Raw genomic sequence first — 25,167 nt, 5'->3', positions numbered from 1 at the left:
ATCGCCGCCGGCCTTCATCCGAGGTTTATCCACACCCCGCCACGCGCCCGGAGATGCCGTTCTCCATGCCGGTAGCGTATCGGCAGCCCGCGCGATTCCACTTTCATCTTGCCCGTGTCGGCCAGGTTATGCCATCGTCCTTTCGGACGAGGCATTTCGGCCAACCGCAAACATATCCGTCCGGCTGTGGAAAACCTTGCAGCTCGAGCGGCTAGCCGCGTTCTGTCATGCTTGGATCTCGCCTTCAGACCTGCCACTGATCATGGCAGAAAATCTTCCGGTAATGATTGTTCGGTCCTGTTCCAAATGCGTTGCAACATGAATATCCCCATTTCTATCCACAGCTTGCGCACCCATCTTTCGGCTATCTCGGGTGTCAATCTGTGCATAACCGTGGTGGGGATATCTCTGTGAACAACCGGACTCGACAAGGCCGATGATCGGCTCAATCGCGCTCTCCGTACCACACGCCCCGGCCCAGCCAGCATCGCCGTGAACGGCAAGAAAAGAGGTAAGGGCCTGGATTTATTGGGAAAAATCCATGTTTCACCGGAAACCTATTGAGCCTGCTGGCCTCAAATCCCCTCGTCCGACCTGAGCCGGTCCATGAATACGCGCGGACATGAAAATGTGCAAAACCACTGCCACACCATGGCTTTGCTTCAATACTACGCACCGAAATCGCCGCGGCCAAAAATAATTATCCACAAACTTATCCAAGGCATGAGAATAAGTTAGTGAACACTAACCAATGGCGAGAAAGCGGGAAATAATCATGGCCCAGATGAAACAACGCCCCAGACCTTGCGGTTCTGGGGCGTTGCGGCCAGGCCTTGCCTGGCGGACGGGAAATTGGGATTTCCCGATTTAGAGCGGGCGAATTTCGGCCGCTTGAGGTCCTTTCGGACCATCCTTGACTTCGAATTCGACTTCCTGCCCTTCGTTCAGGCTGCGATAGCCGCGGCCCTGGATGGCGGAAAAGTGTGCGAAAACATCGGTACCGCCGGCGTCCGGCGTAATGAAACCGTAACCCTTGTCAGCGTTGAACCACTTAACTTTGCCCTTCTGAGCCATTTTCCTAGCGTCCTGTAATTAACGAGATGCAATGAATCAAGGACGCCGTGAGAACTGAACGACCGGTAGGGATACCTGCGTTGCTGCTGCGTTCTCGCATGCCGCAAAAAGCGGCGAACGAGTCCGCGCGCTGCTTGAATCAACTGCGGAACCAGCATACTCATCCCACATTACAGCGTCATATTGTTGTTTTCCCCAATGTCGTATTTTTCTGACTGGAAGCCCGATACCGCTACGCGGAATTTGCCTGGCGCCGCGCCAGCCACGCGTACAGGGGGCCGGTGACAAGCACCACGAACACCATGCGCGTCACGTGAAATGCGGTCACCACCGGCACGCCCAGCTGCAGCACCTTCGCCGTGATCGCCATCTCCGCAATCCCCCCAGGCGTGGTGCCCAGGATCAAGGTCGGTATGGGCGCGGCGGACCACAAAGAAAGCAAGGCGCCCAGGCCAAAGGCCAGCCCCAGCGCCACCATGGTGAAGGCCGCCACCACTGCAATGAAGCGCGGCGCCGCGCGGAAGAAGTCGGGCCGGTAGCGGTCGCCCAGCGACCAGCCAATGAGCAATTGCCCGACCTTCGGCACATAGTCTGGCAATGCCGACAGCTCGATGCCGCATGCGGTCAACGTCATTGCAACCAGCATCGGACCGAGCACCCATGGATTGGGCCAGCGCAGCTTCAGGAAGCCCAGCCCGCCGACACTCGTCAACGCGACCAACGCCGCCAAGCCGGCGGCATCCACCGTGCGTGGCCCCGGCACGGTCGGATCCAGCCCTGCCACTCCCCACCACTGAAAGATGAACGGCACCGTGACGACCACCAGCAAGACACGCACGCTGTGCGCGGTGGCCACGCGATCGATACGGGCGCCGTGCCGCTCGGCCAGGCTGGCCATTTCGCTGGCGCCGCCAATCGCCGAGGCGAACCACGCGGTCTTGAAATCGGCGTCGGTGTAGCGTCGCAACAGCACCGTGCCAATGCACGCCAGCCCCAGTGCGAACAACATGCCGACAATGATGGGACCGGCATTGCTGCCGATATGCCCGATCACCTGCGGCGTGAAATACAGGCCCAGCGAAGTCCCGATGACCCATTGCCCGGCGTTGCGCGCCGGCCGCGGACAGAAGGTGCCACCGCCAGCGATGCGCACCGCCGCCGTCAACAGCAGCGCCCCCAGCATCCACGGCAGGGGCATATGCGCCCATACCGCCAGCAACGCGCCAGCCAATGCGATCGCCAGTCCGGCCAGAATCCTGTACCCCATGTTTTGCGCCACGCCACCGCCCACGCCATAAGCTCACGAGAATCCTGAATTATGAGTTAGTGGGATACTTACGAAAACTCTCGAGCACATACCGCGTTCCTTTTCGCGTCCACCATGATCCGATCCAAACTTCCCGACGTCGGCACCACCATCTTCACCGTCATGAGCCGCCTGGCCATCGAGCACCAGGCCATCAACCTGGGCCAGGGCTTCCCTGACTTCGATCCTGATCCCGCCCTGTGCGCGCTGGTCACCCAGGCCATGGCCGACGGTCATAACCAGTATCCCTACATGCCCGGCGTGGCGCCGCTGCGCCAGGCCATCGCCGCCAAGGTGCAGGCCCTGTATGGCCATGCCTATGATCCCGAAACCGAGATCACCGTGACCAGCGGCGCGACCGAAGCGCTGATGGCCACCGTGCTGGCCGCCGTCGGCAGCGGCGACGAAGTCGTCGTCATCGAGCCGTGCTACGACTCGTACCTGCCCGCCATCCGCCTGGCCGGCGGCACCGCCGTGCCGGTGCCGCTGCGCGCGCCCACCGCGGACGACCCGTACTACCGCATCGACTGGCAGCGCGTTCGCGATGCCATCACGTCCAAGACTCGCCTGTTGATGCTGAACTTTCCGCACAACCCGACGGGCGCCGTGCTGGACGATAGCGACCTGGATGCCCTCGAAGCCATCGTGCGCGATACCGGAGTGCTGCTGGTGTCGGACGAGGTCTATGAACACATCGTGTTCGACGGCAAGCCGCATGCGAGCGTGGCACGCCGTCCGGTGCTGGCCGAGCATGCCTTCGTGATCTCGTCGTTCGGCAAGACCTACCACACCACCGGCTGGAAGATCGGGTACTGCTGCGCGCCGCGCCAGCTCAGTGCCGAGCTGCGCAAGGTGCACCAGTTCATGGTGTTCACGGTACCGTCGCCGATGCAGTTCGCGCTCGCCGAGTTCATGCGCGATCCCAAGCCCTACCTGACGCTGCCGGCCTTCTACCAAGCCAAGCGCGACCGCCTGGCGCAAGGCCTGGCCAAGACGCGTTTCAAGCCACTGCCCAGTCCCGGCACGTTCTTCCTGCTGGCCGATTACAGCGAGATCTCCAGACAGGGCGAAGCCGACTTCGCCCGCGATCTCACGGTGCGCCACGGCGTCACGGTGATTCCGGTTTCCGCTTTCTATCAAAGGCCCGATGCGGCCGAGTCGAATCACCGCATCGTGCGCTTCTGCTTCGCCAAGCAAGATGCCACGCTGGACGCGGCACTGGAACGGTTGGCGCGGGTCTGACGGCAGGCATCACGCAGAGGAAAGCGTCCGCGCCTTCCTCGAATCAGCCGGGAATGGCCGCGGCCCAAAAAAAGGAGCGCCGCAGCGCTCCTATGCAATAACCGGTGCGTCGCCCGATGCAGGCAGGCCCTGGCGGGCGGGCCTGCACCGGCCAGCGTCACACCGATTCGGCGGCAATCTTCCTGGCCTTGCGCAAGCGGCGCAGAACCTGCGGCACCACGACCACCGAGGCCGCCGCCACCCACAACCCGATGGCGACCGGGCTGCCGAACAGCACCGAGACATTGCCGTCGGTGATCGACAAGGCGCGGCGCAGGTTCTGTTCCATCATGTCACCCAGCACCACGCCCAGTACCAGCGGCGCCATGGGCACACCGAACTTGCGCAGGAAATAACCCAGCGTACCGATGCCAGCCACCAACAGCAGATCGAAAGTGCCGGCGTTGATGGCATACACGCCGATATAGCTGATGCAAAGGATGCCCGGCACCATCAGCCAGCCCGGCACAGACAGCACCTTCGAGAACAGGCGCACCATCGGCACGTTCATGACGAACAGCAGCACGTTGGCGACGAACAGCGAAGCGATCAGGCCCCACACCAGCTCCGGCTTGGTGTCGAACAACACCGGCCCCGGCGTGATGTTGTAGAGCGTCAGCGCCCCCATCATCACCGCGGTCGTGCCCGATCCCGGTACGCCCAGCGTCAGCATCGGCACGAACGAGCCGATGGCCGACGACGTGGCGGCGGCTTCCGGAGCGACCAGCCCGCGCAAATCGCCCTTGCCGAACTTGGCATTCGGGTCCTTGGCCTCGATGATGCGCTTCTCTTGCGAATAGGCGACGGCCGCGGCAACACTGGCGCCCGCGCCAGGCAGCACGCCCACGCCGAAACCGACGAAGGCGCTGCGCACCACGCTCCACCAAGTGAACGCCAGTTCCTTCAGATTGAACAATTTGCGGCCACTGGACTTGACCTCGACACTCTGGCCCGCCGCCACTTTCTCGAGCATTTCCAGCATCTCGCTGACCGCGAACAGGGCGATCACCACCACCACGAAATCGATGCCATCGGCCAGATGCACGGAATCGAAGGTATAGCGATATACGCCCGAGTTTGCGTCCACGCCGATCACCGAGATCGACAGGCCGATCATGGCCGCCAGCACGCCCTTGATCGGTTCCTTGCCAAGCAGGCTGGTCAGGCAGCAGAAGGCAAACACCATCAGCACGAAGTATTCGGCCGGACCGAAGGCCAGCGCCCACTTGGCCAGCAGCGGCGCCAGCAGGATGATGCCCACCACCGATACGATGGCGCCGAAGAACGCCGACCAGGCCGACAGGGACAGGGCCACATTGGCCAAGCCCTGGCGCGCCAGCGGATAACCGTCCAGCGTGGTCATGATGGCGCTGGCCTCGCCGGGCACATTCAGCAGGATCGAGGTGATGCGCCCGCCATACTCGGCGCCCACATATACGGCCGCCAGCAGAATCAGCGCGGTTTCGGGCGGCAGATTCATGGCGAAAGCGATCGGGATCAGCATCGCCACGCCGTTGATCGGCCCCAGACCCGGCAGTACCCCCACCATGGTGCCGAAGAACGAACCGATCGCCGCCACCAGGATGTTGGTCCAGGAAAACGCCACGCCGAAGCCGATCGACAGATGATCAAGAATGCCGCTCATATCAGGTTCTCCAGCAGCCCGCCGGGCAGGACCACGTCCAGCACCTTGTCGAACAGGACGAAAAAGAAAGCGCTCATGACGATTCCGCCGATGGCGCACTTGGCCCAGCCGCCGCCGAACAGCCGGCCGACGAACACAGTCATCAACGCGGTCGCAATGACGAAACCGAGCCACTGGAACAGGAATGCGTAGGCGGTGGCAAACGCCACCATCAACACGATGCGGCTATTGGCCCCCGCGGGGTTCGGTTCGACCGCATTGCCGCCTTTGTAGGCCAGGCGCAGTCCGCACAAGCCGATGATCAGCGCCAGCAGCAGCGGGAAGGCGCGCGGGCCCACCGGCTCATAGGCGAACGGCGCTTCGATGCCCCATCCCGCCCAGGTCATGAAGGCAGCCAGCGCAAGCGCCGCGATGCCCAGAGTTCGATCGTTCATGATCAGCTTTCCGTTGGTAGAGAGACCGCGCGGCGCGCGCCTGTCCTGGCCGCCGGCAGCGGCCGGCGGCGCGGGATGCGGGCACGCCCGCGCGATCGGAAGGCAAGCCTCGCGGCTTATTTCTTGATCAGGCCGAAGCTATCGGCCAATTCGGCGTACTTCTTGACCTGATCCTTCACGTAGGCGTCCAGCTCCGGGCCGGTCTTGTTGAAGGGGAACAGGCCTTGCTGCTCGCGCAACTTGGCGAACTCGGGCGCGGCGCCGACGCGGTTGAAGGCGTCGACCCAGAACTGGTAATCGGCGTCCGACACCTTGGGACCGACGTAGAACCCGCGAATGATGGGCCAGACGATGTCGTAACCCTGTTCCTTCGCGGTCGGCACGGTGCCCAGCTTGCCCGGCAGGCGTTGGTCGTTGAACACCGCCAGCACCCGGATGGGAGCGCCGCCCTCGAGCATGGTGAAGGCCTCGGCGGCATCGCCCATATAAGCCTGGATATGGCCACCGCGCAGCGCCGTCACGGCCTCGCCGCCGCCTTCGAAGGCAACGAAGCGCATCTTCTTGAAGTCCACGCCTGCCGCCTTGGCGGTCAGCGCGGCCTTCATCCAGTCCTGGCTGCCGACGGTGCCGCCAGCACCCAGCACGATCTTGGTCGGATCCTGCTTGAAGGCTTCCATCAGGCCCTTTAGGTCGGTGTACGGCGAATCATTGCGCACCACCGCCACGCCATAGTCGGTGCCGATGGCGGCCAGCCAGCGCACGTCGTTGACGTTGTATTTGCCGAATTTGCCCTGCGCCAGATTCAACAGCGATCCGCCCGAGAACGCGACGATGGTGCCGGGCTCGTTGGGATGCTGCGCCACGATGTTGTTGTAGGCCACGGCGCCAATGCCGCCGGGCATATAGACGATGCGCATGGCGCTCTTGAGCGCCCCGCTCTGCTTCAGGCCCTCCGTGGCCAGGCGGCAGGTCAGGTCGAAACCGCCACCAGGCTGGGCCGGCGCGATGCATTCCGGCCGGCGCGGTTCATCGGCGGCATGGGCGGCGCCCAGGGACAGGGTGATCGCGCCGAGCGCCGCGACAGCGGCCAGGCGCAGCTTGAGGCTGGTCTGCATTCTTGCGTCTCCGAATTTATAGGTCTAGGCAGGGCTGGCGATCAGGGTATGCCACCCGATCCAGGCCTTGCGGACGTAACCGTACAAAATCGAAGCTTTCCAAACCCTTTCAAAAACCGCTATTTTTTTGATGCGGCGCAGCATCCGCTGACGTTTCCAGGGAAAACACCAGCGCGGCGCGCAAGCCCGGCAGGGGCACGCGGTTTTCCAGCACGAGCCGGGCGCCCAGCAGTTCGGCAATGGTACCGACGATGGCCAGCCCGAGGCCGGCGCCAGGCTTGTTCTTGCCGGCGGCCCCCCGGCGAAAGCGGATGCCGGCCCGGGCGATATCCTCGACCGACATGCCCGGCCCGCTGTCCTCCACCGCCAGCCAGGCCTGGCCGTCAGCGGCCCGCACCTCCACGGTGACCACACCACCGGGGGCGGTGTAACGGATGGCGTTGTCGACCAGATTGCTGAGCGCCTCGCGCAACAGCCAGTCGACGCCCGGGACCACGACCGGGTCATCGCCGGCGTCCAGGCCGATGTCGATCTGCCGCGCGCGGGCGGTGGGCAGCAGGCTGCGGATAACCCCATCGGCCAGGTCTGCCAGGTCGACCGGCTCGGCCGCCAGGCCGCCTTCGGCCAGCGAAGCGTCTTTTGCGCGCGCCAGGGCCAGCATCTGGTTGGTGGTGCGTACCGCCCTGTCCAAGCCCTCCTGCATCGCCAGAAGGGCTGTACGGACCTCCTGGGGGCATGTTTCGCGCAAGGCATAGGCGGTCTGGGTCCGCAAAACCGACAATGGCGTGCGCAATTGGTGCGAGGCGTCGTCCAGGAACTGGCTCTGGACCCTCGCCTGGGCCGCGTAGCGGGCCATGTGGAGGTTTACGGCGGCGACCAGGGGTAGGACCTCACCAGGCATCTCGGACGCGCTGACGGGGCTTAAATCGTCCGCGGAACGCCCTTCCACTTCCTGGCGCAGCCGCTCGAGGGGACGCAGGGCCATGAAAACCCCCAGGACGATCACCAGCACGCTGATCAGGATCACGGCCAGATCGCGCTCGACCGAGCGCAGCAGCACCAGGTGCAGGAAGGCCTGGCGGCTTTCCAGACCCTCGGCGACCTGGACGATAACCCGTCCCCCTTTGTTCGCGTATAGCGGGGGATCCATGGCCCGGGCCAGGGCCGCAACCCGTACCGGCGCGCCCTGGTAGGTGGCGTAGAAAAACTGCGGCTCGCCCGAGACCAGCGGCTGGGCCGGCATGGGCAGCCCGGGATGGCCGATTTCGGCCAGCCCATCCTCGGTGGCGACCCGGTAGAACACGCTGCCATTGGCCGTCAGCTCGAAGAATTCCAGCATCAGGTACGGCTGCTCCATGGCTAATCCACCGCTGGCTGTGGATATGTTGTGGTCGATCGCGCGCAGCGCGCCGGCAAGCGAGCGGTCGTAGGCCATGTCGACCTGGTTGCGCAGTTGGTGGTTGGACAACCACAGGGCGCCCATCATCACCAGAACCAGCGTCGGAATCAGCCACCACAGCAACTGCGTCTTCAAGGTGCGGTTGCGTTTTTTTTTCCTGGAAACCGGGGTTTTTTCCGGAAAACTAGTTGTCAACAGCGTTCTCCAGGCAGTAGCCCATGCCCCGCATGGTGGTGATCTGCACGCCGGTGTCCGCCAATTTTTTGCGCAACCGGTGCACCAGCACCTCGATGGCCTCCAGGTTGATATCGGCATCGTCCGTCACGATGCGATCCAGGATTTGCTGCTTGTTGATGGGTTCGCCACTTTTCTGGATCAGCACTCGCAGGACCGCGTGTTCACGTGGGGATAACTGCAAAGTCTGTCCAGAGACCGTGAATTTTTGTGCGGCCGTATCAAAAACCAGGTTTCCCAGGGTCAGCCGCGGATGTTCACGGCCCCGGCTACGGCGTACCAACGCCATCAGGCGCGCCTCCAACTCTTCCATGACGAAGGGTTTTGGCAGGAAATCGTCCGCGCCTTCATGAAGTGTCCCGATTTTTTCGGCCAGTGAATCGCGCGCGGTCAGGACCAGCACCGGCGTACGGTCGTCGCGCGCGCGAATCTTCGCCAGCAAGGTATGGCCATCCATGCCGGGAAGTCCCAGGTCAAGGATGACCGCATCGAATTCTTCGATTGCCAATCTTCTTTCGGCGACCAGTCCGTCATCGGCCCATTCGACCACAAAGCCGGCATGGCGGGCCAGGCTGCGCGAAAGCCAGCGGGCAAGTTCAGCTTCGTCTTCTATCAGGAGGATGCGCATGGACGGAGTCCGGGGGGGTGTGGCTGGGAGGTAGGAGAAAGCATGTTTGTCTTTTCCCTGTATTTCTCTTTATATAAAGACTAATGATTAATAAGGCCTGTGGATAACTACCTTAACCTTGAAAACCTGTTTTTTTTCATCGACTTGCGGCCGTTTTTGGCTGTGCAAGAACTCTGTGTGGGAAAAGAGCCGAAGTTGGACAAGATTTCGGGGCCGGTCCAAAAGCCCCGCTTGTTCAACTTGCCTCCACACAATGTGCACAACCTGCCGCCTTAGGAGTTATCCACAGGCCCTTTTTGCCAAACCGGGATCGGCAGGGGCCCTTTTACCGCGAAAAAACGCGACTTGCCTACCCTTGTTTTTGCCCCTTTCCGAGGCCGTAGAGGGGTCTGGAGGCGCCGCGGGAATCGCGCATGCGGGGGGGGGCGTCCTTGTCCGGTTGACGTTCGGCTGAACAAAAAGTGAGCAGGTTTCCGCCGTAGAATCCGCCCATGGCACGACAACTCAGAATCAAGAAACCGGCCTGGGTGACCTGGCTGAGAGGCCGCTTGCTGGCCGACAATTTGCCCACAACGCTCTGCGTGGCCGCCCTGATGGGGCTGGCTGGCGCGCTGGCGACCGTGATTTTTCGGGAACTGCTGGGATGGAGCCAGATGCTGCTGGGCGGCGCCGATTCGCCCCATGGCATGGTGTCCCTGGCGCGCGGGCTGGCGCCCTGGGAGCGATTCCTGCTGCCGGGTGTCGGCGGAGCGATCGCCGGACTGCTCCTGCAGTTGGCCGCCAAGCGACTGCCGCCGCGCGGCGCTGCCGACTATATGGAAGCCATTGCCATCGGGCGCGGCGTGATCGGTTTCCGGCAGACGGTGGCGCGCAGCATTTCTTCTTTGTTTTCAATTAGTTCGGGCGCTTCGATCGGCCGCGAAGGGCCGATGGTGCAACTGGCGGCGATGTTCTCGTCGCTGTCCGGCCGTTACCTGGTGCTGCCGCCGCGGCATTTGCGATTGTTGGTGGCCTGCGGCGCAACCGCGGGGATCACCGCGGCCTACAACGCGCCGATCGCCGGCGCATTGTTCATCTCCGAGATTGTCTATGGCGCGATTTCCTCGGCCACATTGGTGCCCCTGGTGGTGTCGTCGGTGGTGGCCAATATCGTGACGCGCCAGATCCTGCACTACGACGCGGTCTTTCATATGCCGCCGTTCGATTTCGTTTCCGGCTGGGAAGTCGCCAATTACCTGGGACTGGGCCTGATCGCGGGCATGGTGGCGCCGCAATTCCTGCGGTTTCTCGACGCATGCAAGGCGTTGTTCCGCCGCTTTTCGCTGCCGTTGTGGACCAAGATGGCGATTGGCGGCCTCGTGGTTGGCGCCCTGTCGGTGTTCAAGCCCGAGGTCTGGGGCAATGGCTACAGCGTGGTCAACAGCATGCTGCATACGGAATGGGCCTGGCAGGCGGTGGCCGCGATTCTGCTGTTCAAGATCCTGGCCACCGGCGCCAGCGTGGGGTCGGGGGCAATCGGCGGGGTGTTCACGCCCACCTTGTTTGTGGGCGCGGCGGTCGGGGCCTTGTATGGTGCCGGCCTGCATGCGCTGTTCCCGGCCGCGGACCTGTCGGCGGTGTCGAGCTACGCGGTCGTGGGCATGGGGGCGCTGCTGGCGGCCACGACCCATGCGCCGTTGATGTCGATCCTGATGATCTTCGAGATGACGTTGAGCTACGAGGTGATGTTGCCGTTGATGCTGGCGTGCATCACGGGGTTCGTGATTGCGCAGCGCATTCGGCCGGATTCGGTGTATGCGAAATCACTGGCCAGCAATCGCATCGCGCGCGAGACGCTGAAGGCCGCGCCGGTGTTGCCATCGGATAGGCCTCGCGATGCCTGATAGACAGAATTCGCGAGAAAAGGCGTGAGCAGAATAGTGAGTGGAAGCTTGCATAAATTATGCAGAAGAAGTCTTCCTGCCGGCGCAAGAGAAATAGTAGGTACCGCGCGTGGACACAGGTTTGTGTCATATGAATAAAAGCCAATCTCATTTAAAAAAATGATATTCTTTTCCTCGTGAGGCCTGGGTTCAATCAACCTACGGAGCAAAAGAACTGTCACAGTGCATTTCAAATTAACAACATGAAAATCAGATGCGTATGCTATCTGTAGTTAGATTTGCACGTGTTAATTACGGAGATGCAGGGTTTGTTGAGGAAAATAAAGTCCAAGGTATTGCTGCCCTTGGTGATTGTTATGGCGGCGGGGGGCTACGCTTATAAGGCGGCTCCCATTGATGGCAAGACGGGGCTGGAGGCGGCACAGGCCTATTCTTCTACAGAGGATTACCTGCGTCGTTTCGATCCTAACCGCTACATGCGCGCTGGCACGGATTTCTTCAATCCCAGATACAGCCCGGCTCGCCTCAACAAACCGCTGGACCAAATCGACATAACGTACGATTATCCTTTTGAGTACCTTGAGAAGGTCGAGGCCAAGCTCAGTAATATCGATCGTCGCATCGCCCTGCAAGGAATCTTTCGAAAGATAACGTCTGAGTCCAAGAACAACCTCGAACGTCATTTGGCTGTCCTGGATTTTCTGTACAAGGCTGCATATCACAATGCTTATGTCCAGCCGATGTATGAAGATAAGCAAGCGGTGTACGATCCTATCGTACTCCTCAAACTGGGCGAAATGCGTTGTGGTGGTGTGGCCCGTGTCGCCGCTGATCTGTTCGAAGCCGCCGGCTATAAAACCCGTCTGGTGCAGGCACAGGCGCACATCACCACGGAGATCTTCTATGATGGAGGGTGGCACCTTTTCGAGGCGGATTTAGTTGGTGGCCCGCCTGTCCTGATCAACGGGCACATCCCTTCTGTAGCCGAACTTGCCGATAATCCGTTTCTTATAGACAGATCACCATCGCACTTTGCGGGATTGGTTTCGCCCGGGTCGGGAATGGGTGGAGACGAGTCGCCCGTCTATCCATCCTATTACTTCTTCTCCAAGCAAGCGCTGGAGGGTCTGGATGCAGCTTACTACTACAAAACTGCTACACCCGAAGAAGCTGCGCAATCCAAGTGGTATGGGTGGAACTACTACAAGACCACCACTAATCGATGGAAGCTCAGCGATTTTGGACCAAAGTACGAACCCGCTCCACCCAACTTCAAGAACGTGAGCGTGAAGGGAGGGAAGTTCGTCGTCGAGTGGCTCCCTGCGCTCGATTCGGACAATGATCTGCTGGGTTATCGCATATTTGTGGCGACCAAAAGCAGGGGCTGGAATTACCAGGACATCAATGCCTCCGCCAGCGTCAAGAAGTACTTTGTGGGCGGCTGGAAGCCAGAAATGTATGACCATCTTTTTAAGACGCCCCCCCGCAACATTGCATTCTTCGAAACGAAATCTACTCGTGTAGAACTGCCTGTGCCGGAGACTGGGGAGCCCATATACGTGACGGTCATGCCGTTTGACCAACATGGTGAAACAGTCGGCAGACGCCTTTACAACATGTCCGCTGAGTTGAAGTTATCTGTCCCCTCGAGCTGATGGTGCGCTCCCGATGACCTGACCATTGGCACAGAGCGCGAATGCGTCCTGCCATTCTGTAAAAGGGCCGATCAGCGCATTGGCCTATTTCCCGATGCAAAAACTGGAAAAGATCTCCCCCAGCAAATCGTCGCTGGTGAATTTTCCGGTGATGCTCGACAGGCTGTCATGCGCCAGCCGCAATTCCTCGGCGAACAGGTCGAGCACGCGGTCGTCCTGCTCGGCGTGTCCGGCCGCCAGCGCCAAGTGTTCGGCGGCATCCTGCAGCGCATGCAGGTGGCGCTCGCGCGCCAGCCAGGGCGATTCGGCGCCCGGGTTCCAGCCGGCGATCCGCAGCAGTTCGGCGCGCAGCGCGTCCAGGCCGGCGCCGCGCTTGGCGGAGATGCCGAGTTCGCCGGGGCCGGCGGCAAAAGCTGTGGACAACAGGTCCACCTTGTTGAAGACCTTCAATACCGGCGTACGCGGCGGCAGCCGCGCGGTGATCTGCGCGTCCAGCTCGTGGCCCGGCTGGGTGGCGTCCTGCAGGTGCAAGATGACGTCGGCGCGTTCGATCTCCTGCCAGCTGCGGGCGATGCCGATGCTCTCGACGGTGTCTTCGGTTTCTCGCAGGCCGGCGGTGTCTACGATGTGCAGCGGTACGCCGTCGATATGGATCTGCTGCACCACTTTGTCGCGCGTGGTGCCGGCGATCGGCGTGACGATGGCGACGTCGTCGCCGGCCAGCGCGTTCAGCAGGCTGGATTTGCCGACGTTGGGCTGGCCCGCCAGCACCACATGCAGGCCTTCGCGCAGGATCACGCCCTGGCGCGCCTGGGCGATGAGATGATCCAGGTCCCCGGCCAGCTTTTCCAGCGTGGGGCGCGCCTGGTACTTCTCGAGGAAGTCGATTTCCTCTTCGGGGAAATCGAGCGTGGCCTCGACCAGCATGCGCAAATGGACGATGCGGTCGGACAGATCGTTGACGCGATTGGAGAAGTCGCCCGATAGCGACGCCATGGCGCCGCGCGCGGCGGCCACCGAGGACGCTTCGATCAGGTCGGCGACGGCCTCGGCTTGCGCCAGATCCATGCGGTCATTGAGAAATGCACGGCGGGTGAATTCACCCGGTTCGGCCAGGCGCAGGCCGAGGTCGCGGCCCGCCGCCAGGCAGCTGTCGAGCACGCGGCGCAGCACCGCGGGACCGCCGTGGCCCTGCAGTTCGAGCACGTCTTCGCCGGTGTAGGAATGCGGTCCCTTGAAGTACAGCGCGAGGCCCTCGTCGAGCCGTTCGCCATCGACCGCCTTGAACGGCAGGTAGTGCGCATGACGCGGCGTGAGTTCGCGCTGGAAGAGGCGACGCACCAGTTCGGACAGGTCTGCACCAGAAATGCGCACGACGCCAATGCCCCCTCTTCCGGGGGCGGTGGCAATGGCGGCGATGGGGGCGTGGGCGGACATATCAAGGACAACGCGAGGCTAGGACAATAGGGGAATATAACTGTTGCGCGGGGCCTTGTTTGCTGGTTAAGGTGCGCCAGAGGTTTAGAACCCGAAACATCCCTGGGAGATCATGATGGCATCTCGGTTTTCGCGTGTGTTGGCCTGTGGCTCGGTGGCCGTCCTGCTGGCCTTTGGCACCCTTAATTCGGCGCTGGCGCGCGACCTGGTGATCGGGCTCAAGACCGAGCCGTCGTCGATGGATCCGCAGTACCACGCGCTGACCCCGAATACGCAGATCTCCCAGACCATCTTCGACCCATTGGTGGCCACTGACGCCCAGCTCAAGCCGGTGCCGGCGCTGGCCGAATCCTGGACCGTCGATGGCAAGGTATGGACCTTCAAGCTGCGGCCCGGCGTCAAATTCTCCGATGGCTCGCCATTCACCGCGGAAGACGTGGTCTTTACCTATGATCGCGTGCCGAAGGTGCCGAACAGCCCGTCGCCTTTCACGCTCTACCTGGGCGCGGTGGCCAAGACTGAAGCGGTGGATCCGCTGACGCTGCGCATCACCACCAAGGAGGTGGCGCCCAACCTGTTGGTGAATCTGGCGCAATTGCCGATCATGTCGAAGAAGGCCGCGTCCGGCCCCGCGCCCGAGGGCAAGACCACCACCGAACTGAACAGCGGCGACGGCCTGGTCGGAACCGGCCCGTACAAGTTCGTGTCATGGAAGCGCGGCGCCGAATTCGTGCTGGCGCGCAATGACAACTACTGGGGCAAGAAGCCCACCTGGGACAAGGTCATCTACCGCCCGATCAGCAATGCCGCGGCGCGCGTGGCGGCCCTGCTGGCCGGTGACGTCGACATGATCGAGGATCCTCCGACCGACGATCTGCCCAAGCTCAAGGGCGACAAGAAGCTGTTCGTCGAGGAGACGCCTTCGGTGCGCGTGATATATGTGGCGCTGGACCAGTATGCCGAACCGTCGCCCGGGATCCAGGGTACCGACAAGAACCCGTTGAAGGACAAGCGCGTGCGCGAGGCGCTGTCGCTGGCGATCAACCGCGACGCGCTGGTCCAGCGGGTGATGGGCGGCGTGGCCCTGCCCGCGGGCAACCTGCTGCCTTACCCCATGTTCGGGTCGAGCAAGGAACATTCCAAGGCGCCCAAGGCCGATGTGGAAAAGGCCAAGGCCTTGCTGAAGGAAGCCGGTTATCCCAACGGTTTCTCGATCACGCTGGGGTCGCCGTCGGGCCGCTACGTCAATGATTCCAAGGTGGCGCAGGCCATCGCCTCGATGTGGACGCGCGTCGGCGTGAAAACCAGCGTCGATGCCCTGTCGCCGCCGGTGTTCTTCAAGAGCCGCGACAGCTATGCGTTCTCGGCCTACCTGGCGGGATGGTCGGTGACCAGCGGCGAAATGTCGAACGCCCTGACCTCGCTGTTGGTGACGCGCAATCCCGAAGCCGGCTTGGGCACCACCAATCGCAGCCGCTATTCCAACCCGAAGATGGATGAGCTGGTCAAGCAGGCTTCCTCCACCATGGATGACACCAAGCGCGCCGAGTTGCTGTCCAAGGCCAGCAATATGGCCATGGACGGCTATGCGATGCTGCCGGTGCACTTCGAGCTGTCGGTATGGGCGATGAAGAACGACATCCGCTACCAGGGCCGTCCCGACCAGGTCACGCTGGCGCAGTTTGCAACGCTGAAGAAGTAATGCGCGCAGCGGGCGGTATGACGTGCTAGCGACAATCGTACGAAGGCTGCTGCAAACCATCGTCGTCATGCTGGTGATGTCGGCGTTGGTGTTCGCCGGCATCTACATGGTCGGCGATCCGGTGTCGATGCTGGCCAGTCCGGAAGCCACCGAGGCCCAGCGCGCGGCCATCCGCGCTTCGCTCGGCCTGGACCTGCCGCTGTGGCGGCAGTACCTGATCTTCATGGGCCAGGCGGTGCGCGGCGATTTCGGCAACAGCTTCCTGACCGGCGAACCGGCCATGCGCCTGATCCTCGAGCGCATGCCGGCCACCGTCGAGCTGGCCAGCGTCGCCATGCTGTTGTCGGTGTTGATCGGCGTGCCGCTGGGCATCCTGGCCGGGCTCAAGCCCAAGGCGGTCGGCTCGCGCGCCATCATGACCGGCTCGGTGCTGGGGTTCTCGCTGCCCAACTTTTGGGTCGGCCTGATGCTCATCATGGTGTTCGCCGTGATGCTGGGCTGGGTGCCGGCCGGCGGCCGTGGCGACACCGTCAGCATCGGCTCGCTGCAGTTGAGCGTGCTGACCCTGGATGGCTGGCTGAGCCTGGCCCTGCCGGCCACCACCATCGCCTTCGCCAAGTGCGCCATGATCATCCGCGTGACGCGCGCCGCCACGCGCGAAGCCCTGCCGATGGACTACATCAAGTTCGCGCGCGCCAAGGGGCTGTCGGAGAAACGCGTGCTGGGCGTGCACCTGCTCAAGAACATCCTGATTCCCGTGGTGACGGTCGCGGGCCTGGAGTTCGGCCAGGTCATGGCCTTCGCGGTGGTGACCGAGACGGTGTTCTCGTGGCCCGGCATGGGCAAGCTGCTGATCGACTCCATCATCAACCTGGACCGGCCGGTGGTGGTGGCGTACCTGCTGCTGATCGTGTTCTTCCTTGTGATGCTGAACCTCGTGGTGGACATCATCTATACGGTGCTGGATCCCCGCGTACGCCTGGATAGCCGCCGATGACCGCCCCCGCGACCGCCACCGTGCCGACCGCTCCCGCCAAGGAACAGACGCCCTGGCGCCGCTTCCTGGGCGATTTCTTCGCCAGCAAGCTGGCCACGCTGGGCCTGGTGATGCTGGTGCTGATCGTCGGCGCCGCGCTGCTGGCGCCATGGATCGCGCCGCAGAACCCGTATGACCTGGCCACGCTGGACATCATGGATTCCAAGCTCAAGCCCGGCAGCGAAAGCGGCGACGGCGCCCTGCACTACTGGCTGGGCACCGACGGGCAGGCGCGCGACCTGTTGTCGGCGATTCTCTACGGCATGCGCACCAGCCTGCTGGTGGCCACCGTGTCAGTACTGGCGGCTTTCGGCATTGGCGCCACGGTCGGATTGATCGCGGCATATTTCGGTGGGCGCATCGATGCCCTGCTGATGCGGGTTGTGGATATCCAGTTGTCGTTCCCGGCGATCCTGGTGGCGCTGATGCTGCTGGCCATATTGGGCAAGGGTGTGGACAAGGTGATCATCGCGCTGATCGTGGTGCAGTGGGCCTACTTCGCCCGCGCGGCGCGCGGCGCCGCGCTGGTCGAACGTGGCAAGGAATACGTCGAGGCGGCGCGCTGCATGTCCCTGTCCTGGGGGCGGGTGCTGTTCCGCCACGTGCTGCCCAATTGCATGCCGCCGCTGATCGTGATCGCCACCATCGACCTGGCGCATGCCATCGCGCTGGAAGCCACGTTGTCGTTCCTGGGCGTGGGCGTGCCGGTGACCGAGCCGTCGCTTGGCATGCTGATCTACAACGGCTTCGAGTACCTGCTGTCGGGGCAGTACTGGATTTCGTTCTTCCCTGGCATCGCGCTGGCGCTGGCGATCATCGCCATCAACCTGGTGGGCGACCATCTGCGCGATGTGCTCAACCCGCGCCACGCGAACTGAGGGCGGACGCGATGCAGACACAAGCTGTGGAAAAGTCGCCCGCCCCCGCCGTGCTCGATGTGCGGGGGTTGAAGACGCATTTCTTCACGCGCAACGGCGTGGTCAAGGCGGTCGACGGCGTCGACCTGACGCTGGCCGAGGGCGAGATCCTGGGACTGGTGGGCGAATCCGGCTCGGGCAAGAGCATCACTGGTTTCTCGTTGATGGGCCTGCTGGATGAACCCGGCCGCATTGTCGAAGGCGAGTTGCGCCTGAACGGCGAGGACCTGCGCGGCGCATCGCCGGCGCGCTGGCGGCAGTTGCGCGGCCAGGAGATCGCCATGATCTTCCAGGATCCGATGATGACGTTGAATCCGGTGCTGCGCGTCGATACGCAGATGATCGAGGCGGTGCGGGCGCATCATCGGGTATCGCGCGAACAGGCGCGTGACCGCGCGCTGCAGACGCTGACGATGGTTGGCATCCCGTCGCCGCAGGAACGCCTGCGCGCGTATCCGCATCAGTTGTCGGGTGGCATGCGGCAGCGCGTGGCGATTGCGATCGCGTTGCTGAATTCGCCGCGCGTCATCATTGCCGATGAACCCACCACGGCGCTGGACGTAACCATCCAAGGCCAGATCCTGTTCGAAGTGCAGAAGCTGTGCCGCGAGACCGGCACCGGCCTGGTGTGGATCACACACGACCTGGCGGTGGTGGCGGGCCTGGCCGACCGCGTGTCGGTGATGTACGCCGGCCGCGTGGTCGAAACCGGCAGCACGTACGATGTCATCAGCCATCCGATGCATCCCTACACGCACGGCCTGATCGCCTCGATTCCTACGCCGCAGTCGCGCGGCCGGCCGCTGGTGCCGATTCCCGGCATGACACCGTCCTTGCTCAATCTGCCGCAGGGCTGTGCGTTTCGCGGACGCTGTCCGCGTGCCAGCGATGCCTGTCTGGCCGAACCGCAGCCGGTGCAAGTGCGCCCGGCGCAATGGGTGCGTTGCTGGCATGCCGGCGCCCCGGAGGCCCAATGAGTACAACGGATCACGCCACCGCCCCCATCCTGTCGCTGCGCGGCGTGGAGCTGCGCTTCACGCAACACGTTGACCTGGCCGGCCGCATTGCCAACCTGCTGGGCGCGGGTTTGAAGACGCAGGTGGTGCACGCCGTGGCTGGCGTGGACCTGGACGTGCAGCCGGGCGAGGTCATCGGTATTGTCGGGGAGTCGGGTTGCGGCAAGTCGACGCTGGGGCGGGTGGTGTCGGGGATTCTGCCGCCCAGCGCCGGCGAGGTGCGCTACCAGGGCCATGCGGTCCACGGCATGGCGCCGCCGCAGCGGCGCGCCTACGAGCTGGGCGTGCAGATGATCTTCCAGGATCCGTATGCATCGCTCAATCCGCGCATGCGGGTGCGCGAGATCATTGGCGAGGCGCCGGTGGCGCATGGCCTGATCCGCGCGCGCGACAAGGGCGAATACGTGGCCGGCCTGATGCGCCAGGTGGGACTCGATCCGACTTTCGCGCAGCGCTATCCGCACCAGTTCTCGGGTGGCCAGCGCCAGCGCATCGGCATCGCGCGGGCCCTGGCGCTCAAGCCCTCGGTGATCGTATGCGATGAGGCCGTGGCGGCGCTGGACGTGTCGATCCAGGCGCAGGTGCTGAATCTGTTTGAAAAGTTGCGCGATGAACTGGACCTGACGTATCTGTTCATCAGCCACAACCTGAGTGTGGTCAGTCATATCTCGGATCGCGTCGCCATCATGTACCTTGGCCGCGTGGTCGAGCTGGCGCCGACCGATATCGTGTTCCAGCGCGCCAACCATCCGTACACGCAGGCGCTGCTCAAGGAATTGCCGACACTGACGCCGGGGCGCCGCAACTACCAGCCGATCAAGGGCGAGTTGCCGTCGCCGCTGGATCCGCCGGGCGGCTGTGCGTTCCATCCGCGTTGTCCACAGGCTATGCCGCGTTGCAAGACCGAACGGCCGCTGCTGCGCGAGGTGGCGCCACTGCAGTTCAGCGCCTGCCACCTGAACGACGCGGGCTGACGCCAATCGGTAACAGCGCTGGACGCGGCCGGCGACGGGCGCGAGAATTTCCCGATACCCTGTCATACGACATCCGTTCTCTCGTTTCCGCCTCTATTCTTTCAGCTTATCCACCGCCATGAAAACCCTAGCCGAAATCGAACGCGCCCACGGTGAACTGACCGAGCTGCGCCGTGACATCCACGCCCATCCCGAACTGGCCTTCCAGGAAACGCGCACGTCCAACCTGGTGGCCGACCGCCTGCGCCAATGGGGACTGGAAGTCCATACCGGGCTGGGGAAAACCGGCGTGGTGGGCGTGCTGCGCGCCGGCAGCGGCGGCAAGACCATCGGCCTGCGCGCCGACATGGACGCGCTGCCCATGCCCGAGCACAATCGCTTCGCCCACAAGTCCACCATCAGCGGCCGCATGCATGGTTGCGGCCATGATGGCCACACCGCGATGCTGCTGGGCGCGGCGCAGTACCTGTCGACCCATCGCGATTTCGATGGCACCGTGGTGTTCATCTTCCAGCCGGCCGAGGAAGGCGGCAACGCCGGCGCGCGCGCGATGATGCAGGACGGCCTGCTCGACAGGTTTCCCTGTGACGCGGTGTTCGGCATCCACAATATGCCCGGCATGCCGGTCAACCAGTTCGGCTTTCGCGCGGGGCCGACCATGGCGTCGAGCAACCGCTGGGACATCGTCATCAAGGGGGTAGGCGGCCATGCCGCGCAGCCGCACGCGTCGGTCGACCCGATCATCGTCGCCGCCGACATGGTGCATGCGCTGCAGACGGTGATTTCGCGCAGCAAGAATCCGCTGGAGCAGGCGGTGCTGTCGATCACGCAGATCCACGCCGGCGATGCCTACAACGTGATTCCTGGCGAAGCGGTGCTGCGCGGCACGGTGCGCACCTATTCGGTCGAGGTGCTCGACAAGATCGAGCAAGACATGCGCCGCATCGCCACCACCCTGCCGCAGGTGTACGGGGGCACCGGCACGCTGGACTTCGTGCGCGCCTATCCGCCGCTGGTGAACTGGGAAAAGGAAACCGCGTTTGCCGCGCAGGTGGCCGAGGACACCTTCGGCGCCGAGAACGTGGTGCGCGACATGCCGCCCTTCATGGGAGCCGAGGACTTCTCGTTCTTCCTGGAGGCGCTTCCGGGCGCCTACCTGTTCCTGGGCAACGGCGATGGCGACCACCGCATGGAGACTTATCACGGCATGGGGCCGTGCCAGTTGCACAACCCGAACTACGACTTCAACGATGCGCTGCTGCCGGTGGGCGCGACCTATTGGGTCAAGCTGGTTCAGGCCTATCTGCCAGTGCAGAAATAACGCCGTTCCAAGGTGTTCCGGGCATTCCGGCCGTCTGTCCGGCAGGAATGCCCCAGCAAGCCGCCCGCCTGCGCCCGGGCGGCTTTTCTATATGACGCCAGGCTTTGTCCAAACACCCAGAACTTCGTTTGATATAGGTTGCGCGCTTTTCATAATGGGTCCTTCCTGATGCATCCGACCGGGCCGCGGCGCCGGGCCGGCTGGTCGCGATCTATCCCCAAGGAATGCCATGCAACTGTCCTCCGACCTGCGCGAACGACTGATTCGCACCGCCAGCGGTGCCGGCGTGGCATTGGCGCTGGCGCTCGTGGCCCTGGCGTCGCCCACGCCCGCCGTGGCCGGTGCTGTGCGATCCGGACCTGAATACGGGGAAAGCGGGTTTTCCACAACATGCCCGGGCGGTGCTATCCACAAGGCCAGTGGGATTCCTGTGGATTGCCTGTGAATAGCCTGTGGATGAATGGGGATAACTTTTTTCGGCCCAGTTGTGGAAAAGTCGCCTGCAGCGGCTTTCGGAGCAAAACGCTGGCGGAAAAAACCGGAACCGACGCAAAAAAGCCGTAAAAGCGGCAAAAAAACGCGCAGCCGGCAATAAAACGGGCGGCCCAGGGGCCGCCCATAGCGTGTTGCGCGGCGTATTGGCCGCGCCGGGACGCCGCTTCTACAGCTTCAGGCCCAGCGCCTGGGCCACGCCCGCGGCATAGGCCGGATCGGCCTTGCGGAAGTGCTCCAGCTGGCGGCGCTGGATTTCCTCGGGCACGCCGGCCATATGGCGGCCGATGTTGCCGAACAACTGCTCCTGTTGCGCTGGCGTCATCAGGCGGAACAAGGCGCCCGGCTGCGAGTAGTAGTCATCGTCCACGCGGTGGTTCCAGCGCGCGGCGGCCTGGCCGTCCAGCGGCAGCGGCGGTTCGCCAGCCGACGGGGTTTCCTGCCACTGGCCGGCGCTGTTGGGCTCGTAGTTGAGCGTGCCGCCGGCATTGCCGTCCACGCGCGCCGCGCCGTCGCGGTGGTAGCTGTGGAACGGGCAGCGTGGCGCGTTCACCGGGATCTGGTGGTGGTTGATGCCCAGGCGGTAGCGGTGCGTATCGCCATAAGAGAACAGCCGGCCCTGCAGCATCTTGTCCGGCGAAAAGTCGATGCCGGGCACCACGTTGGCGGGCGTGAAGGCGGCCTGCTCGACCTCGGCGAAGTAGTTCTCGGGATTCTTGTTCAGTTCCAGCACGCCCACTTCGATCAGCGGGTAATCGCCGTGCGGCCAGACCTTGGTCAGGTCGAACGGGTTGATGTGATAGGTCTCGGCGTCGGCCGCGGGCATGATCTGCACCTTCAGCGTCCACTTCGGGAAGTTGCCTTGCTCGATGTTGTCGAACAGGTCGCGCTGCGAGCTTTCGCGGTCATGGGCCACCACTTGCGCCGCCTCCTCGTCAGTCAGACAGGCGATGCCCTGCTGCGACTTGAAGTGGAACTTCACATAGAAGCGTTCACCCTTGGCGTTGACGAAGCTGAAGGTATGCGAGCCGAAGCCATGCTGCTGGCGCAGGTTGGCCGGGATGCCGCGATCGCTCATCAGGATGGTGACCTGGTGCAGCGATTCGGGGCTGAGTGACCAGAAATCCCAGGCCGCGGTGGCGCTGCGCAGGTTGGTCTTGGGATCGCGTTTCTGCGTGTGGATGAAGTCGGGGAATTTGAGCGGGTCGCGGATGAAGAACACCGGGGTGTTGTTGCCCACCAGGTCCCAGTTGCCTTCGTCGGTGTAGAACTTGATGGCGAAGCCGCGCACGTCGCGCTCGGCGTCGGCCGCGCCGCGTTCGCCGGCCACGGTCGAGAAGCGCAGGAACAACGGGGTCTGTTTACCGACCTTGGAGAAGATGCTGGCGCGGGTGTACTGCGTGATGTCGTGGGTGACGGTGAAGGTGCCATAGGCGCCCGAACCCTTGGCATGCACCACGCGTTCGGGAATGCGTTCACGGTCGAAATGGGCCAGCTTTTCTATCAGCCAGAAGTCCTGCAACAGCGCCGGGCCGCGCGGGCCGGCGGTCAGGGTGTTGTTGTTGTCGGCCACCGGGGCGCCCGAGGCGGTGGTCAGATGCTTCTTGTCGGTCATGGCACACACTCCCTACATAATTCCTGGAATGCGCGGCGCCTCAGGGGCCGCGCAACGTGATCGGATACCGCTCCGTATCATTGCCGGCCGGAGGGATATCTCCGACACATCATAGGGGTCATCGTTTGCAGTGTGAAGTTGATTGATTGACTAAATTCAATTGAAAATAACTATGACGAACGCGACTTGACCCGCATCGCCGACAAATCGCGCTGAAACACGGACAAAAAAAACCGGCCCCTGAGGGCCGGCTTTTCATTGCGCGGGCAGAAGATCAGCGATTGGCCGCGGCTTCCGTCTTGCGCTGCATGGCGCGGGTGATGGACCATTGCTGGGCGATCGACAGCGTGTTGTTGACGCACCAGTAGAGCACCAGGCCGGCCGGGAAGAAGAACATCATCCCGCCGAACACCAGCGGCATGATCATCATGACCTTGGCCTGGACGGGGTCCGGGGGCGTCGGGTTCAGCTTGATCTGCAGGAACATGGTGGCCATCATGATGGCGGGCAGAATGAAGTACGGGTCGCGGATCGACAGGTCGTGCACCCACAGGATCCACGGCGCGCCGCGCATTTCCACGCTGGCCAGCAGCACCCAGTACAGCGAGATGAACACCGGGATCTGCACCACCATCGGCAGGCAGCCGCCCAGCGGGTTGATCTTCTCGGTGCGGTACATCTCCATCATGGCCGCGTTGAGCTTCTGTTTGTCGTCGCCGTACTTTTCCTTCAGGGCCTGCAGGCGCGGGGCGACCTGCTTCATGCGGGCCATGGAGCGGTAGCTGGCGGCGGCCAGGGGGTAGAACAGCGCCTTGATGAGCACGGTCAGGGCGACGATGGTCCAACCCCAGTTGCCCAGGATCGAATGCAGCCAGGTCATCAGCTTGAACAGCGGCTTGGCGATGATGGTCAGCCAGCCGTAGTCCACCACCAGTTCCAGGCCGGGGGCGAGCGCCGCCATGGCCTTCTGGTCCTGCGGACCGACCCACAGATGCGAATCGACGCGGGCGGAGGCGCCCGGGGCGATATCGCCCACGGCTTCGATGGTGCGGGCGGCGTACAGGTTCTTCTGCACTTCCAGCACTTCGTTGTTGCGCGGCTTGCCTTGCGGCGGCACCCAGGCGGTGGCGAAGTAGTGCTGCACCACGGCGATCCAGCCGTTATCGGCCTGCTTGATGTAGTTGGCCTTCTTCTTCTCGATGTCGGCGAAGGTCATCTTCTGGAACTTGTCCTGTTCCGAGTAGACGGCGATGCCGGTGAAGGTGTGATAGAAGCTGGAGGTGTCGGCCGGGTCGTTGCCGTCGCGCTCGAGCTGCAAGTACAGCGCGGGCGTCACGGGGGCGCTGCCGACGTTGGCCAGGTCGTGGCGCACGTCGATGTCGTAGCGGCCGCGATGCAGGGTGAAGGTCTTGGTGACCTTGACGCCGCCCGATTCCGCCTCGAAAGTCACCACCAGGCTGTCGCCGGTCATCTGGCGCTCGGTCGAGACCACGCGGAACGGCGTCTGGTGGGTCGGGAAGCTCTGGCCATTGGGAGCGCCGACCACGCCGGTCTGGGCCACGTAGTTCAGGCCGGCAGAGCGATCGAGCAGCACGGTGGGCTTGTCGGGATGGCCGGTGGCCGGGTACTTCAGCAGCTCGGCGCGCACCAGTTGGGCGCCCAGCGTGTCGAAGGTCAGGCGCAGCACGTCGGTGGTGACGACCACCTCTTCCGAGCGCGTCGGCGCCGGCGTGGCGGCTCCCGGCACCGTGGAAGGCGCGGCCGCGGCGCTGGCGGCCGGGGCGTTGGGCACCGAAGGCGTCGCGTTGTTCGCGGCGGCCGGCGTGCCGTTGGCGTTCGTGCTGGCCGTGGGCGTGGGGCCCCCGAACAACGACGGTTTGCCGTTATGGATCTGCCAGTTGTTCCAAAGGAGCAACAGCGAGAAGGAGAAAATCATCCAGAGGACGGTTCGTCGGATATCCATGGTGCCTACTGAAGTGAATACGGGCCAGCAAAGCCCGCCA

Annotated in this window: 20 protein-coding genes; 10 read left to right on the top strand and 10 right to left on the bottom strand. The window is 63.2% G+C overall.

Annotated elements, in window-relative coordinates:
• Positions 1 to 867 precede the first annotated feature (867 nt).
• Positions 868 to 1,074, bottom strand: coding sequence for a cold-shock protein (locus tag K2W61_RS08655; RefSeq protein WP_006389561.1), 207 nt, complete (start codon positions 1,072 to 1,074; stop codon positions 868 to 870).
• 232 nt (positions 1,075 to 1,306) lie between these two features.
• On the bottom strand, positions 1,307 to 2,341 hold the full coding sequence (locus K2W61_RS08650) for an AbrB family transcriptional regulator (RefSeq protein WP_175141063.1): 1,035 nt from the start codon (positions 2,339 to 2,341) through the stop codon (positions 1,307 to 1,309).
• Positions 2,342 to 2,455: 114 nt separating this feature from the next.
• Here K2W61_RS08650 and K2W61_RS08645 point away from each other — a divergent pair, with 114 nt between their 5' ends.
• On the top strand, positions 2,456 to 3,622 hold the full coding sequence (locus K2W61_RS08645) for a pyridoxal phosphate-dependent aminotransferase (RefSeq protein WP_236755445.1): 1,167 nt from the start codon (positions 2,456 to 2,458) through the stop codon (positions 3,620 to 3,622).
• 157 nt (positions 3,623 to 3,779) lie between these two features.
• On the opposite strand, the gene K2W61_RS08640 is transcribed toward K2W61_RS08645, so the two are convergent.
• From K2W61_RS08640 to K2W61_RS08620, 5 genes are all read right to left on the bottom strand, one after another.
• The gene (locus K2W61_RS08640) at positions 3,780 to 5,306 is read right to left on the bottom strand and encodes a tripartite tricarboxylate transporter permease (protein WP_175133244.1); all 1,527 of its coding nucleotides are present in this window, start codon (positions 5,304 to 5,306) and stop codon (positions 3,780 to 3,782) included.
• Positions 5,303 to 5,740 (bottom strand): tripartite tricarboxylate transporter TctB family protein, encoded by a 438-nt coding sequence (locus tag K2W61_RS08635; RefSeq protein WP_175133245.1) that lies wholly within the window; start codon positions 5,738 to 5,740, stop codon positions 5,303 to 5,305. The genes K2W61_RS08640 and K2W61_RS08635 overlap by 4 nt, the downstream gene beginning before the upstream one ends.
• A 116-nt stretch (positions 5,741 to 5,856) precedes the next feature.
• Positions 5,857 to 6,855 (bottom strand): Bug family tripartite tricarboxylate transporter substrate binding protein, encoded by a 999-nt coding sequence (locus tag K2W61_RS08630; RefSeq protein ID WP_175133246.1) that lies wholly within the window; start codon positions 6,853 to 6,855, stop codon positions 5,857 to 5,859.
• Between the two features lie 109 nt (positions 6,856 to 6,964).
• Positions 6,965 to 8,341: a sensor histidine kinase gene (locus K2W61_RS08625; RefSeq protein ID WP_236756959.1), complete on the bottom strand. Its 1,377-nt coding sequence runs from the start codon at positions 8,339 to 8,341 to the stop codon at positions 6,965 to 6,967.
• Positions 8,342 to 8,438: 97 nt separating this feature from the next.
• Positions 8,439 to 9,116 (bottom strand): response regulator, encoded by a 678-nt coding sequence (locus K2W61_RS08620; protein ID WP_175133248.1) that lies wholly within the window; start codon positions 9,114 to 9,116, stop codon positions 8,439 to 8,441.
• Between the two features lie 491 nt (positions 9,117 to 9,607).
• Here K2W61_RS08620 and K2W61_RS08615 point away from each other — a divergent pair, with 491 nt between their 5' ends.
• Positions 9,608 to 10,999: a ClcB-like voltage-gated chloride channel protein gene (locus tag K2W61_RS08615; protein WP_175133249.1), complete on the top strand. Its 1,392-nt coding sequence runs from the start codon at positions 9,608 to 9,610 to the stop codon at positions 10,997 to 10,999.
• Positions 11,000 to 11,283: 284 nt separating this feature from the next.
• Complete coding sequence (locus tag K2W61_RS08610) at positions 11,284 to 12,654, top strand: hypothetical protein (protein WP_175141065.1); 1,371 nt, start codon at positions 11,284 to 11,286, stop codon at positions 12,652 to 12,654.
• An 84-nt stretch (positions 12,655 to 12,738) separates the two neighbouring features.
• On the opposite strand, the gene mnmE is transcribed toward K2W61_RS08610, so the two are convergent.
• Positions 12,739 to 14,091, bottom strand: a complete 1,353-nt coding sequence (gene mnmE / locus K2W61_RS08605; RefSeq protein WP_175133251.1) for a tRNA uridine-5-carboxymethylaminomethyl(34) synthesis GTPase MnmE — start codon at positions 14,089 to 14,091, stop codon at positions 12,739 to 12,741.
• 115 nt (positions 14,092 to 14,206) lie between these two features.
• Here mnmE and K2W61_RS08600 point away from each other — a divergent pair, with 115 nt between their 5' ends.
• The 7 genes from K2W61_RS08600 (at position 14,207) to K2W61_RS08570 (ending at position 21,502) form a co-directional block, all read left to right on the top strand.
• Positions 14,207 to 15,793, top strand: coding sequence for an ABC transporter substrate-binding protein (locus K2W61_RS08600; protein WP_236755444.1), 1,587 nt, complete (start codon positions 14,207 to 14,209; stop codon positions 15,791 to 15,793).
• A 22-nt stretch (positions 15,794 to 15,815) separates the two neighbouring features.
• A complete protein-coding gene (locus K2W61_RS08595; RefSeq protein ID WP_175133252.1) occupies positions 15,816 to 16,790 on the top strand; it encodes an ABC transporter permease in 975 nt (324 codons plus the stop codon).
• Positions 16,787 to 17,707, top strand: a complete 921-nt coding sequence (locus K2W61_RS08590) for an ABC transporter permease (protein WP_236755443.1) — start codon at positions 16,787 to 16,789, stop codon at positions 17,705 to 17,707. The genes K2W61_RS08595 and K2W61_RS08590 overlap by 4 nt, the downstream gene beginning before the upstream one ends.
• Before the next feature lie 11 nt (positions 17,708 to 17,718).
• Positions 17,719 to 18,723: an ABC transporter ATP-binding protein gene (locus K2W61_RS08585; protein WP_175133254.1), complete on the top strand. Its 1,005-nt coding sequence runs from the start codon at positions 17,719 to 17,721 to the stop codon at positions 18,721 to 18,723.
• The gene (locus K2W61_RS08580; protein ID WP_175133255.1) at positions 18,720 to 19,736 is read left to right on the top strand and encodes an ABC transporter ATP-binding protein; all 1,017 of its coding nucleotides are present in this window, start codon (positions 18,720 to 18,722) and stop codon (positions 19,734 to 19,736) included. The genes K2W61_RS08585 and K2W61_RS08580 overlap by 4 nt, the downstream gene beginning before the upstream one ends.
• Positions 19,737 to 19,854: 118 nt before the next feature.
• Positions 19,855 to 21,057, top strand: a complete 1,203-nt coding sequence (locus K2W61_RS08575; RefSeq protein WP_236755442.1) for a M20 aminoacylase family protein — start codon at positions 19,855 to 19,857, stop codon at positions 21,055 to 21,057.
• Positions 21,058 to 21,286: 229 nt separating this feature from the next.
• Positions 21,287 to 21,502, top strand: coding sequence for a hypothetical protein (locus tag K2W61_RS08570; protein ID WP_175133162.1), 216 nt, complete (start codon positions 21,287 to 21,289; stop codon positions 21,500 to 21,502).
• 216 nt (positions 21,503 to 21,718) lie between these two features.
• On the opposite strand, the gene K2W61_RS08565 is transcribed toward K2W61_RS08570, so the two are convergent.
• Positions 21,719 to 23,164, bottom strand: a complete 1,446-nt coding sequence (locus K2W61_RS08565; RefSeq protein WP_236755441.1) for a catalase — start codon at positions 23,162 to 23,164, stop codon at positions 21,719 to 21,721.
• A gap of 274 nt (positions 23,165 to 23,438) precedes the next feature.
• The gene (gene yidC, locus K2W61_RS08560; protein ID WP_236755440.1) at positions 23,439 to 25,127 is read right to left on the bottom strand and encodes a membrane protein insertase YidC; all 1,689 of its coding nucleotides are present in this window, start codon (positions 25,125 to 25,127) and stop codon (positions 23,439 to 23,441) included.
• Positions 25,128 to 25,167 lie beyond the last annotated feature (40 nt).

Origin of the sequence: Achromobacter pulmonis (assembly GCF_021733725.1) — a bacterium.
In the GTDB taxonomy this organism is placed as follows: domain Bacteria; phylum Pseudomonadota; class Gammaproteobacteria; order Burkholderiales; family Burkholderiaceae_B; genus Achromobacter; species Achromobacter pulmonis.
Note: the sequence above shows the minus strand (reverse complement) of the source record. Positions and strands in the feature narration are given on the sequence as shown.